11 protein-coding genes, 1 tRNA gene and 2 rRNA genes are annotated in these 12,566 nt (G+C 47.3%); 5 read left to right on the top strand and 9 right to left on the bottom strand.

The annotated features are described in order from the left end of the window. Nucleotides 1–6: 6 nt before the first annotated feature. From JXQ28_04390 to JXQ28_04400, 3 genes are all read right to left on the bottom strand, one after another. Nucleotides 7–1,881 carry a S8 family peptidase gene (locus JXQ28_04390; GenBank protein MBN2276970.1) on the bottom strand — a complete coding sequence of 625 codons (1,875 nt, stop codon included), beginning with the start codon at nucleotides 1,879–1,881 and terminating at the stop codon, nucleotides 7–9. Nucleotides 1,882–2,030: 149 nt separating this feature from the next. Beyond that, complete coding sequence (locus tag JXQ28_04395) at nucleotides 2,031–2,756, bottom strand: amino acid ABC transporter ATP-binding protein (protein MBN2276971.1); 726 nt, start codon at nucleotides 2,754–2,756, stop codon at nucleotides 2,031–2,033. Further along, on the bottom strand, nucleotides 2,753–3,436 hold the full coding sequence (locus JXQ28_04400) for an amino acid ABC transporter permease (GenBank protein ID MBN2276972.1): 684 nt from the start codon (nucleotides 3,434–3,436) through the stop codon (nucleotides 2,753–2,755). The genes JXQ28_04395 and JXQ28_04400 overlap by 4 nt, the downstream gene beginning before the upstream one ends. Nucleotides 3,437–3,598: 162 nt before the next feature. On the opposite strand from JXQ28_04400, the gene JXQ28_04405 reads away from it, so the two are divergent. The 5 genes from JXQ28_04405 to JXQ28_04425 all read left to right on the top strand — a co-directional run bounded on the left by JXQ28_04405 (nucleotide 3,599) and on the right by JXQ28_04425 (nucleotide 6,823). After that, nucleotides 3,599–3,670: transfer RNA gene (locus tag JXQ28_04405), tRNA-Arg, on the top strand. Between the two features lie 67 nt (nucleotides 3,671–3,737). Next, nucleotides 3,738–4,778, top strand: coding sequence for a hypothetical protein (locus JXQ28_04410; GenBank protein ID MBN2276973.1), 1,041 nt, complete (start codon nucleotides 3,738–3,740; stop codon nucleotides 4,776–4,778). 26 nt (nucleotides 4,779–4,804) lie between these two features. After that, complete coding sequence (gene mtnN / locus JXQ28_04415; protein MBN2276974.1) at nucleotides 4,805–5,659, top strand: 5'-methylthioadenosine/S-adenosylhomocysteine nucleosidase; 855 nt, start codon at nucleotides 4,805–4,807, stop codon at nucleotides 5,657–5,659. 43 nt (nucleotides 5,660–5,702) lie between these two features. Further along, the gene (locus JXQ28_04420; GenBank protein ID MBN2276975.1) at nucleotides 5,703–6,368 is read left to right on the top strand and encodes a thioredoxin family protein; all 666 of its coding nucleotides are present in this window, start codon (nucleotides 5,703–5,705) and stop codon (nucleotides 6,366–6,368) included. Next, nucleotides 6,365–6,823, top strand: a complete 459-nt coding sequence (locus tag JXQ28_04425; protein MBN2276976.1) for an OsmC family protein — start codon at nucleotides 6,365–6,367, stop codon at nucleotides 6,821–6,823. The genes JXQ28_04420 and JXQ28_04425 overlap by 4 nt, the downstream gene beginning before the upstream one ends. Before the next feature lie 40 nt (nucleotides 6,824–6,863). Here the strand turns inward: JXQ28_04425 and JXQ28_04430 are convergent, their stop codons facing one another. The 6 genes from JXQ28_04430 to JXQ28_04455 form a co-directional block, all read right to left on the bottom strand. Further along, nucleotides 6,864–8,672, bottom strand: a complete 1,809-nt coding sequence (locus JXQ28_04430; protein ID MBN2276977.1) for a cation:proton antiporter — start codon at nucleotides 8,670–8,672, stop codon at nucleotides 6,864–6,866. 209 nt (nucleotides 8,673–8,881) lie between these two features. After that, complete coding sequence (locus JXQ28_04435; protein ID MBN2276978.1) at nucleotides 8,882–10,423, bottom strand: MFS transporter; 1,542 nt, start codon at nucleotides 10,421–10,423, stop codon at nucleotides 8,882–8,884. Nucleotides 10,424–10,560: 137 nt separating this feature from the next. Continuing rightward, nucleotides 10,561–11,097 carry a hypothetical protein gene (locus JXQ28_04440; protein ID MBN2276979.1) on the bottom strand — a complete coding sequence of 179 codons (537 nt, stop codon included), beginning with the start codon at nucleotides 11,095–11,097 and terminating at the stop codon, nucleotides 10,561–10,563. A 297-nt stretch (nucleotides 11,098–11,394) separates the two neighbouring features. Then, complete coding sequence (locus JXQ28_04445; protein ID MBN2276980.1) at nucleotides 11,395–11,880, bottom strand: hypothetical protein; 486 nt, start codon at nucleotides 11,878–11,880, stop codon at nucleotides 11,395–11,397. Nucleotides 11,881–11,989: 109 nt separating this feature from the next. Next, a 5S ribosomal RNA gene (rrf, locus tag JXQ28_04450) occupies nucleotides 11,990–12,106 on the bottom strand. 103 nt (nucleotides 12,107–12,209) lie between these two features. After that, nucleotides 12,210–12,566 (bottom strand): 23S ribosomal RNA (locus tag JXQ28_04455); the annotation flags it as partial.

Raw genomic sequence — 12,566 nt, forward strand, 5'->3', positions numbered from 1 at the left:
CCCGCCCTATTTCCTGAACACCTTAATCCTTTTCACCATTCTATCGGTTTTAACCAGGACCAAGTATACGCCCGACGCGACCCGCGAGCCATCGTTGTTAACTCCTTGCCAGACAACTGATCCGGTCACCTCATTATATGTATCGGAATAATTGTCCCAAACTTTCTCTCCATTTACCGAGTAAATGGCAATTTCTTGCAGATTATTGTTCCCGGTGCCGAGAAAAATGGTCAGGGAATCGCTGAAAGGATTGGGACCGGCGATGATATCATTCTGAATCAGAACGGTCAGGGTTAAATCATACGTGGCAACGGCCGATCCGGCCGCCCCGGTCAGGTGGATAATACGGGAGCCGACATCATCCTCATTACCGATATAAAAAAGCCGGGCAGTTCGATCGCCGTTATCGGTGAATTCCGCTGTAGCAGGAAGGTTTGTGGCGGAGATAACAATTGAGGTTGAATCCTCCAGTCCGGAAACAGTCAGAGTAATGTCAAGAGTATCGCCGACCGCTAACCGGATTGGCGAAACCGGTTCGAAATGAAGAAGATCGGCGGCTTTGAAGGTATTATACAAACCATATCCATATAGAGTGTCGGGAGTGTTATAACGGTTGGCCGAGTGGATCATGGCATCTTTTAAATCCAGCGGTGACCAGTCCGGGTGGACCTCGAGAAGCAAGGCGGCGGCGGCGGCGGTGGCAGGACAGGCATAGGAGGTACCGCTACCGGTGCCATAGGATCCGGTCTGATAATCGGCTTTATAAACATTGACTCCCATGGCGACGACATCGGGCTTGACCCGGCCGTCATAGGTTGGGCCTGCCGAGGAAAAGCTGGCAATAATACCCAGGCTATTGACGGCTCCGACGGCGATGACGGATGGTCCATCGGCCGGCGGCGTAACATAATGCCAGGCGTTGAGATTTTCATTACCGGCGGAATTGACCACGACAATGCCATTGGCGGCGGCCTGTTCGGCGGCTATGGTAACCAGGGCCGTTTTACCATCGAGGTCTTCGTAGGTATACCAGTCGAAATAACCCAGCGAGGATGAAATGACATCGGCTCCAAGGGAGTCGGCCCATTCGGCCGCGGCCACCCAGTAATCTTCCTCGGCTTCAATTTCCTCCTCGACCCGTTCTGTTTTGGCCACCAGAAATGAAGCCTCATAGGCGCCGCCGACAAACACGGAATCTTCTTTGCCGCCGATAATTGACAGGGTGGCGGTTCCATGAGCCGGAGCGGCAGGGGAATTGTCGATATCGCCGACCGAGGTATCATCGAAAACAAAATCGTATTTGCATCTGTCGCAGATATTCAGGTGACTGAAGGCAGGATGATCGAGATCGAATCCGGTATCGAAAATGCCGATTAAAATGCCCTCGCCGGTATATCCCAATTGATGCATCAGCGGGATATTGACCATATTCAACTGCGTATATGAATATCCATACCAATCACGCACCGAATCGGGCAGGATATCGGATGGCTTTTTCGTTTCCGGCGGGATGGAGATATCTTTTATATCACCATCTGGAATTGGTATTCTTCGGGCAACTGCCACCGGCTGTATTTTACAGACGAAAGACAGGGCCGCCAATGATTCGATGGTGGCCTTATCAGCCATCCCCGAAACGGCGTTGAGCCAGCGCGATTGGTATATAACCTTAAACCCGGCGGCCGATAATTGACTGACATAATCCTGATTGACCGGGATATCGGCGAAACTGAAGATCTCGGGATTATCGGAGCGCCTGATCCGCCGCTCCAAGGAACGCCTGGTATAGCGATCGGCCAGATTGGCGATGGCGGATTTCCGGCCGGCCTCGTCAGGGAAACCCTTATCGGTAAAGAAAACCCAGATTTTGCATTTATCCACCGGTGAGAGCTGGTTAATGCGGGCGATGAACCTGGTTGAAATTTTACCGGCCGGAGGGATTAATTCAGAAGAAGACGAGTCTGCGAATGATTGGGAAAATACTAAGAATATTACTAGCAGAACAATTGAATATCTCATCTTATTTCCTTTCACAATACCTTACTTAAAAAATCCCTGGTTCGTTGTTTTTTCGGATTTGCCAGGATTTCATGTGGCGGGCCATCCTCGACAATCCGGCCATTATCCATAAAAATGACTCTTGAGGCGACTTCACGAGCGAATCCAATCTCATGAGTTACGACCACCATGGTCATGCCTTCCGCCGCCAGATTTTTCATCACTTCGAGAACTTCGCCGATCATTTCCGGATCAAGAGCGGAAGTAACCTCATCGAACAACATAACTTTCGGATCCATGGCCAGCGCCCGGGCGATAGCCACCCTTTGTTTCTGCCCGCCCGACAACTGGGCCGGGAAAGCCTCGACTTTATCCTCAAGCCCTACCCGACCAAGCAACAGCAGTCCCTTTTTCCGGGCCTCATCCGCGCTACGCTTGCGAACCACCCGCTGGGCCAACATTATATTGTTTATAACGTTCAAATGCGGGAAAAGGTTGAAATTCTGGAAAACCATCCCCACCTCGAGCCGCAGGTCGTGGATATTTTTCTGATCCTTACCAACCCCGATACCGTCAATGATAATTGAACCTTCGCTGAAATCTTCGAGGGCATTGAGGCATCGGAGCAGAGTCGATTTACCGGCACCCGAAGGTCCGATAATAACCACTGTCTCTCCCTTACCGACCGACATCGAGACATTATCGACGGCAACGATATTATTGAAACGGCAGGTTACATTCCTTACTTCGATAATCATGTCCTTTTGCTCCCGAAACCTTCAACGGCATAAACCCGTTCGAGATATTTGACCAGCCGCGTCAGAGAAAATGTCATCACCAGATAGATGACCCCGACCAAAAACCAGGTTTGGAAATCAACAAAATACTGGGAGTAATATTCCCGTCCGGCCCGGGTCAACTCCCTCATCCCGATAATCGAAACCAGCGAGGAATCCTTGAGCGAGGCGATAAATTCGTTGGCCGATGGAGGGATAACGATTCGCATGGATTGAGGAATGATAACATGGCGGAGGGTTTGAAACCGGGTCATGCCCAGTGACTGGGCGGCTTCATATTGCCCATGATCGATAGCCTCGATACCGGAGCGGAAGATTTCGGCCAGGTAGGCCGAGTAACATATTCCCACCGCCAGCACCCCGGCGGTGAAACGGTCCAATTCGAGCAGGCTTCCCAGGCCAAAATAGATAAAAAATATTTGCACCAGAAGCGGTACCCCGCGGATTATATTGATGTAGGCTCCAGCCAATCGGGCGATAAATTTCACCCGCGAGATTCTAAGGATTCCCATGATCAATCCAAGAACCAGGGCCAAGGCGAATGAAGTCACCGTAATCAGGGCGGTGTAGGGAACTGCCGGGATCAGGTATTTAAAAATATCCCAGTACAGGACAATTTGTTCGGCCAGCCATGAAATCAAATATAAGTCTCCTTTGATTGATAAAGCTAACCATCTCATGGATTAAGGTCAAGCCGGAATTTTGGACAACAAATTCGCCGGGAATGAAAACGGGGTTGACAAGTAAGGGATTTGATGGTAGTATTGCTTTGCGAATTGTCGTATATTAACAGACAGATAAATGCCCCCGTGGTGTAATGGATAACGCATCGGCCTCCGGAGCCGGTAATCCAGGTTCGATTCCTGGCGGGGGTATTTTAAATTTGTACCAGGGGACAGATTAGACACACCCATAAGACCTATTTAAATCGGAGAAAATATTATGTTATTATCTGCGGTTTATAAAACCAGATACATTCTGCCGATCGTCGGCCTGCTTTTGATAGTTGCATGCCTCACGCCTCTATACGCTCAGGAAGATAATGCCGACATTGTCATCGACGGAACGCCCCACGCCCCCGATGAAATCATCAGAATCCCGGAAAATTCGAAACTTGCTTACCAGATCGAGGCGCCTGAAGACACGACGGTGACGAAGACCGCTCAAAAACATGAAGTATTTAAGGATATTTATTATATAGACCAGTCCGGGGGCAACCGTAGAATTCTTATGTACATGCTTTCGGATTCGGCCAGTAATATGCTTCATTGGTCGGAAGTTATGTTTTCCGATAAAGACTATGCCGGGGCGTTAACCGAATACCGCAACATTGCCGCCATTGAACCCGATTTTCATCATATCATGACATTGATCGGCGATGCTTACTTCATGATGGAGCAGTGCGACAGCTCGATATACTATTTCAGGACAGCAATCAACAGGAATTTTATTGATTTCGATGCTCACTGGTTTCTGGCCGATGCCCTGATAAAAACCGGGCAGCCGGAAGAAGCAGTGAAAGAGATTACTATTGCACACATTTTGAATGTCTATCATGAAGATATCTATAAAATCATGAAGCAGTTCCGGGATAATGTTGGACGACCCTGGAAGGAATGGAGCTTCGATCCTGTCTACCAATTAAATGAGGAGGGCGGCACTGTTCATGTTCGGGTCCGGGAGCCCTGGATCGGTTACGCTATGGTCAAAGCCATCTGGAAATATGAGCCGGGTTATGCCGAACAGATGGGGATTGAGAATCATTCCGATTCGGCGGTCTATGCTACTGAGGAGAGCGAGGCAATATTATCCTATTTTGCCCAGAATCCGGGGGATGATAACCTGAAACGGATTATCAGCGATGGTTTTCTGGAGGAATTCATCAAGTACGAAATCGCCTTAAGGAAATTGCCCCGGACCGGAATGTTGTTTTCCGAGGCGGAATTCCGCCGTATGATCGAATACCTCGACAAATACCATTGACGGATGATAAACAGGAGGGAGCGATAATGAAATTACAAAGAATTTTCCCAGTGGTGATATTATTGGTATTAGCCGCCTTTCTTTATTTATCGCCCGGTTGCGGTAAATCAGCGGTCGATAATCAGCTGTACCTGATTCTTTATGCCTTCGACAGCGAGGGTCAACTTCTTTCGGAGAAAATGAATATAACCGCGACCGATACGGTCCTGGGGCGGATGGTTCACCGGGGCAGTCTGGCCGGCAAAAATATCGTGCTGGCCGAATCGGGCGTGGGAATGACCAACGCCGCCATGACAATTCAAAAAATGATTGATACATATAATCCCCGCGCGGTTATTTTCAGCGGTATTGCCGGGGCTATCGACAGTTCGGTTCATATTGGCGACATTTTCGTGGGGCGAAGCTGGGCAACCCATGATTATGGTTATATCGGTGTCAATGGTTTCGAACCCAATGGTATCGAAGTAAAGTTGCCATCCAGGGCGGAATCCGAAAGAATAACATATTTCCAAGTCGATAGCAGCCTTTTTCGGAAAGCCGAGTCATTGGCCGGAAAGCAGATCAAACTGGATAGTATCGGAAATCGAATTCCGCGTTTAATTGCGGGCGGGGTCGGAGTCTCCGGTAATTGTTTTATCGATCAGGCGGAAAAACGTCTCTGGCTTTCGGGGAATTTTAAGGCCCTGACAACCGATATGGAAACCGCGGCGGTGGCCCAGGTGTGCGGGGTCAATAATATCCCGTTTATCGCTTTCAGGTCGGCTTCGGATCTGGCCGGGGGATCTCCATCAGGTTCGGCTCGGGAAGAAATCGGACGTTTTTTTCAGGTCGCCGCAGATAATTCAGCCAAAGTGGTTATGAAATTTTTGGAATCTCTTTAGGGTAATTCCTATCTAATAAATAAAAATTACAGGAGATTTAAAAATGACCATAATACAGGCAAAAGATAAACAGATCATTGCGGACCATTTGAAAAATCTGGATCGCCCGGTGAAAATAATCAATTTCACGCAGGAATTGGAATGTCAATATTGCCGGGAAACCCGTCAATTGATGGAGGAGCTGGCCAGGATGTCCGAAAAGCTATCGATTGAGGTTTATAATTTCCAAATCGACAAGGACAGGGTTGAGCAATATAAGATTGATAAAATACCCGCGACCGTTATTGAGGGTGAAAAGGATTATGGAGTTCGTTTCTACGGTATTCCGGCGGGTTATGAATTCGTCGGTCTTCTGGAAGGAATAATCGCGGTTTCCAAAGGTCAATCGGGCCTTAATGAGAAAACCCGCCAGATATTGAAAAACATCACCAAGCCGGTTCATTTTCAGGTATTCGTAACTCCGACCTGTCCCTACTGCCCCTCGGCGGTTCGTCTGGCGCATGCCTTTGCCATAGAAAATGAACATATAACGGCCGATATGGTCGAAATAACGGAATTCCCTCATCTGGGAAATCGTTACGGGGTCCGGGGCGTTCCCAAAACGGTAATCAATGAAAACATCTCGCTGGAAGGGGCGGTTCCGGAATATAAACTTATTGAGGAGCTTAACCGCGCCCTGGGAAATAAAACTCAAGATCGGGAGGAATGATGGGAGAAAACCAGGTCACCGTAGTTCTGGAACAGAAAAAAGGCTTCGAGTTTCTGGTCAAATTCGATGAGGGAATCGACCTTTTGATGGATGAACCGGCTCCGCTTGGCGAAGATCGCGGCCCCAGCGCCACCAAAGTTTTATCGGCGGCCATCGGAAATTGTCTGTCGGCCAGCCTCCTTTTCTGCCTGCAAAAAGCCCGAATCGATATCCATAATATCAAAACCACCGTAACGACCAAACTGGCACGAAATGAAAAAAACCGGATCAGGATCGATTCCAGCCACGTGAAAATCGAGATCGATGCCGAACGTGAGGAAGCGGTCAACCGATTTAATAAATGCGCCGAGATTTTCGAGGATTTTTGTGTCGTTACCGCCAGTGTCAGGAAGGGAATCGAGGTCAGTGTGGAGGTTGTCGATCAAGCCGGAAAGCAACTTTATCAATCGGCTTAAAAACCACAATGCAATAATCGGAAAATATTATCAGGTGTCATCACCGGTGTTGTTCGATCGGTTCGACCATGCTTATCAATGTATCACCTGGTTTGGGATCGACTTCATCATCGGCAGTAAGAATTTGAAGTCTGCCCGCCTTGTTGATGATAAACATGGGAATCGCGGTTATGCCGTACATTTTTCGAAAGGCTTTAAAATCGTATTCCTCGGTCAAAAGAGTTCTTTTAACGATGCCATCGGTGTAATAAATAGCATTAAGTCTATTGAAGGTTGCTTCCTTACCGAACAGAAATCTTCCCAACATATGCCGCGGCATGGATTCCTGAACATTTTTATTTTTTTCGTCTACAGAGGTTTTTAGCTGATAGACTCCAGATCGTCCGAAAACATCAAGGAAATGCAGGACTGCCAGAGAATTGACCTCATCGTTGGGAGTTACAGCCAGAAGCCGCCCAATACCATCAAGTTGCAGGTCGACATGCAAGTTCTCTGAGAGAATATTGGCATAATGAGCCCTTATGCCATTTTTTTTGGCGGCGGCAATATTACTCCAATTGGTATCGATCATAGCTACCTGGAATCCTTTTTCCTGCAGAATACTTGCAATCTCCATTGCCCAGGGCGGCGCTCCGGCAAACAGGATTCCCTGAGGATCGGCCTGGGCAACCTTCAGGCGCCTGGCAATGGGACCGGAAGTCAAACCATAAACGGTCACCGTGGCAATAATGACAAGAAATGTTAATGGAACCAATTTTTGATATTCCGGATGACCGAGTTCAACCAGTCTGTTGGCGAATACCGACGATACCGCCGCGGCCACGATTCCACGCGGAGCCATCCAGGCCAGAAAGGTTTTCTCATGGAATTTCAATTTGGAGCGGATGGTCGATATGTACACCATAATCGGTCGGATAAGAAAAATCAGCAGACCTACAAATATCCAGGTCCGGTGGTCGTCAAAGGACATCTGTGTCAGGGGAATCCTTGAAGCCAGAATAATAAAAACACTGGATATCAAAAGGACTCTCAGGTTTTCCTTAAATTCAATAATATGCCGGATGGAAACATATTTCTGGTTGGCCAATACTACCCCCATCACGGTAACGGCAAGCAGACCGGACTCAGGCTGAAACTGATTTGCGGCAACATAACTCAAAATCACGAACATCAATGAAACTGGATTTTGCAGAAAATCGGGGATCAGGAATTTTTTAAGCAGGATGACTATGGCCAGTGCGCCAAGAATTCCGGAGATTGTACCAAAGACAGCCGCTTTCGCCGCGCCTAAAACAACAACCAGGGTTCCCGATTCTGCGCTTCCGGAGACAATGATTTCGAAAACAATTACCGCTAGAATGGCGCCGATGGGATCATTTACAATGCCTTCCCACTTTAAAATCGAACCGATATTGCCGATCGGCCGGACCTGTCTTAAAAGCGGTATGATTACTGTGGGGCCGGACACCACCAGAATGGCTCCCAGTAAAAAACTCGGGCCGAATTCCAAACCGATTACAAAATGGGCTGTTGCCGACGTCAGCAACCATGTTACTGCGATTCCAAGGGTGGTCAAATTTCTGACTATCGAACCGACTTTTACCAATTCGCGAGTATGAAGCGACAGGCCGCCCTCAAAAAGAATTATGGCTACTGACAAAGAAACAAAAGGAAATAACAACTCCCCGAATAACTCATCGGGATTTAAAATATGACTGGCCGGCCCGGCAATAAAACCGAACACAAGCAAGAGCAATATGGCGGGAAGATGTAGTCTCCAGGCCAACCACTGGGCCAGAATTCCAAGGACGACGATGCTGGCCAAGCCAATAAAAAGATGTTCATTCATCGGAGATCCTCACTGATAAAAAACCTTGTGCCAACGGGACGTCAAGCGTAAAAATATTTTTATAAATGAACCATGCAATACTGCACCCGGTGGTTTTCAACGTTGGTTGCACCGGTATTATAAATGCTTTCAGCCGGCCCAGTACCTCCGATTCCATTTCCGGCGGTAATCGAATGAAGCGATTTTTTAAAAAACAACAAAATCCCATATTAGTCCTGTTCCGTGGGACCTCTTCTTTCCGGGCCGCCATCGGTTCGGCTCATCTCCGGAGGGTTACGCCGCAGGTTGGATCGGTGACGGAAAGCGGTCAGGGGATGTTGCATCAGGAATCGCAATCCGCCGGCGGTCGAGAAATTTCTGATCGGGCGACGAAACATACCGATTATTTCATGAATCAGGATACTTTCGGTTACTTCACCCTCCTCGCGGACAAGGGCCAGCCGATGCATGGAATAAAGCCCGATAACGAAGGCAAAGAAAAAGAAAAAATCCCATGACTGGAAATTGAGGGGTTGAAAGATCACATTGCCATTGGGGCTGTTCCAGGCCATGGTCCAGGAGAATTCCCGTTTGGAGAAAAAATCGGCGAATCGGCCGCCCAGGATGGGAGCGATCCCGGCGGCGAGAAAATTCACCAGGCTGGAGGCGGCCAGATAGGCGGTCGCCTCACCCTTGGGGGCCAATTTCAGGGCAATGTTGGCCGAGGCCAGGGTGACTCCGGCCAGTGAAATACCCATGAAAATATGAATCACCACCAGGAGGGGGATGGTCAGAAAATGAGTGGAGGGCATGGTTGTGAAGGTCCAGGCCAGGATCGAAACCATAAACAGGGGGCCGCTGATACCCAGGACAGATTTGTTGCTGAACCGATCGGAATAACGACCCCATATCCGGAGAAAAACGACATTCATGATCTGACTTAAAACCGTCAGACCGATGACATAGGAGATATCGAGATTGAGTCTTTTAAGCATATAGACAGTGAAAAAGGGCGCCGCCAGATTGACGGCGAAATTCCATGAGCCTAAAAAGGTCATCAGCCGTTTGAAATTGAGATCCTTGAGCGGTTCCAGAAGATGGCTCAGGAATTTATGATTATTCGGTCGCGTAAGCATTTTTGGTTCGGGAATCCGGGTAATAAAATAGGTATCCATCAGGCCGAAAATCCAGGCCATGGCAAACAATAACGAATAGGCATAAATACCATGATCGGGAAGAATACTGCTCCAGTAATCGATATAGGCGGCGGCGGCGAGTGACAGGATCACCCCGAGTCCCATGGAGAGACTCATGCGGCGTGAGAAAAAGGTCCCCAACCGATCCTGGGGGATCAGATCGCGCATCCAGGAATTCCAGGAACAGAGCGAAACGGCCCCAATGGAAGTATTCAGTGAGAGGGCCAGAACCAAAACCGCCAGGGCTATCTTGCCGGAAAACAGAAACGGGATCAAGGCAATAACCAGAAGGAAAAGGCGGGAAACCAGAGTGACATGGAAACTGACTTTTCGGCGATTACCGACTTTTTCGACAATAAAAATGGCCGGGATCTGCAGAAGCTGGGCCAGGGCCGGTATGGCCGCCAGGATGCCGATCAGCAAATTCGAGGCCCCCAGCTGGAGGGCGAAAGCGACCAGAAAAACGCCGCCGGACAGGGTTATCATGGCCTGATTGGCGAGACCATCCTTGATAACAACTTTTAAACCCTGTTCGATTTCCGGTTCAGTCAGATGATTTTTAAGTTCAAAACGCATTTAATCGAAAATCCGACGGTTCGATCGTTTATTTAATTCACATATAGGCAGGAACGGGGTTTTTGGCAAATAAAAATTGACTAATTGAGGCCAGCAGGTCAAATAATCCGGCGAAAGTGTGTGAGGGCCGACTTTAACTAAGCATCCTTCAGATCGGTCGTCGTGCTGAGTCTATGCTGGCTTATTAGAAATATTAAAAACCAGACGCCGATAGCCACATAAACCGCCAGAAGAATGGTGGCGCAAATCATACTGTAACATCCCATAGCATGTTGAATCGCGAGATAAACCGACCCGGCATAGTAAACCAGGAACAAGAGGTAGAAGGAGTAGCCCACGAAATTATCAACGGAACGGCGTTTGGTTGAACCCGGTTGTTCCAGCCAGTGTTCCCAGCCAACGACACCATCGATTCGGGATTCAATATGAAATTTAATATAGGTCCCGCATCTCATCAGCGCCCGGCTTTCAGCCAGATAGAATAGCGCCACAACGATGACCAATATGGGAATGGATATTAAAAGTATATCCAGCCGGTAGGTGCGGGCCAGTAGATGAGCGCTGGGGACAACTACGATTCCATAACCAACGAGTTTGAAAATTCTACTTTTGGTGTTGGTTATTTCTTCTCGAAGGGTTTTGTATTCCATTTTTTGGAATTCTTCTTTATTCATCGTCAGACGATCCCCTTTCATTTTTGGTTTTGGAATAGACCAAACCGGAATAATGAAATATGTTTGACAATTTTAAATGGTTGTCATACGATGGTGAAAAAACTGCTTTATTATAAACTTCGATTTATAAAAAAGCAAAGGAAATGATATCTGGCCTAATATCGATTGGTTGCCACAAGCAATAGTGGTCGGCAGCTGTATATTATTGAGGAATTACTTTTGGGCATTCTTAAAAATATTATTAAAAAAATAGAGTCATTTTTGCCTAAAATGCTTTCTTATTTATCATTTTACATACTAAGCAATCCGGAAAATCTCAGTTTTTGAATTATTCATTATCCATATACCCTTATCATATGGATTTTGGCGCAGATTTAACGAGTTTTTTATGGAATCGATTACATTATCCCAATTCCAGGGAATCCCCGATACATGTCTTACCACAAGAGCAGTATTAGGACCATAATGCTTATCTAATTTAGCTTTTATTCTTTTAATCATTATCTGACAAACATCGTTCTGTAAATGACTAGCTATAATTTTACCATTAGCCAGGGAATTATAACTTCTTGAATCTGACCGACCGAGCATGGCTGGAATATCTCCGTTTCTATCTTCAGACAATGTAATTTCAAGATTTAATTGATTGTCTTTCTTATCCCTGCAAATTATATCAGGTGCCTCAGCCTTTTTGACGATTTCATATGATGTTCCAAAACGAGAATTGTACAAACTTAAAAATCCCTCCGCCGTATAAAACTCTATATCTTTTTTTTCACTCAAGAGGTACATGTCCTTCTTCGGATTTCATATTTCGAATTAATAATATCCCACAAAAATAAAAATTCAATAAAAAAACCCCGCTTTTTTAAAGCGGGGTTTTTGAATTTAAATCCGGCAGCGTTCTACTCTCCCACCTCCTCTCAGAGGCAGTACCATCGACGATGAAGGGCTTAACTGCTGTGTTCGGAATGGGAACAGGTGTTTCCCCTCCTCCATAACCACCGGAAAATCTTGGGAATTTAACCGACGCATATTGCATTGTAGTGATGCGGGCATCTTTCAATAGGTTGCACCTATGTATCTCTGGCAACTTGATGAAAGAAATTTAATCGATCAAGCCGCACGGCTTATTAGTATCACTCGACTCAACTCCTTACGGAGCTTACATCTGTGACCTATCGACCTGGTGATCTTCCAGGAGCCTTCAGTCCTGATTACTCAGGAGGGATACTTAATCTTGAGGGGGGCTTGGCGCTTATATGCTTTCAGCGCTTATCCCTTCCCGACTCAGCTACCCAGCTATGCCACTGGCGTGACAACTGGTGCACCGGCGGTCGGTCCAACCAGGTCCTCTCGTACTATGGTCAGCTCCTCTCAAGTATCCAACGCCCGTATCAGATAGGGACCGAACTGTCTCACGACGTTCTAAACCCAGCTCACGTACCGCTTTAATTGGCGAACAGCCA

This window comes from Candidatus Zixiibacteriota bacterium (genome assembly GCA_016933955.1).
Lineage (GTDB): Bacteria > Zixibacteria > MSB-5A5 > GN15 > PGXB01 > JAFGTT01.

Excerpts from the sequence above, each read along its gene's own strand:
- JXQ28_04395 (MBN2276971.1), bottom strand. The coding sequence starts at position 2,756 with ATGATTATCGAAGTAAGGAATGTAACCTGCCGTTTCAATAATATCGTT.
- JXQ28_04410 (MBN2276973.1), top strand. The coding sequence starts at position 3,738 with ATGTTATTATCTGCGGTTTATAAAACCAGATACATTCTGCCGATCGTC.
- mtnN (MBN2276974.1), top strand. The coding sequence starts at position 4,805 with ATGAAATTACAAAGAATTTTCCCAGTGGTGATATTATTGGTATTAGCC.
- JXQ28_04420 (MBN2276975.1), top strand. The coding sequence starts at position 5,703 with ATGACCATAATACAGGCAAAAGATAAACAGATCATTGCGGACCATTTG.
- JXQ28_04425 (MBN2276976.1), top strand. The coding sequence starts at position 6,365 with ATGATGGGAGAAAACCAGGTCACCGTAGTTCTGGAACAGAAAAAAGGC.
- JXQ28_04430 (MBN2276977.1), bottom strand. The coding sequence starts at position 8,672 with ATGAATGAACATCTTTTTATTGGCTTGGCCAGCATCGTCGTCCTTGGA.
- JXQ28_04435 (MBN2276978.1), bottom strand. The coding sequence starts at position 10,423 with ATGCGTTTTGAACTTAAAAATCATCTGACTGAACCGGAAATCGAACAG.
- JXQ28_04440 (MBN2276979.1), bottom strand. The coding sequence starts at position 11,097 with ATGAATAAAGAAGAATTCCAAAAAATGGAATACAAAACCCTTCGAGAA.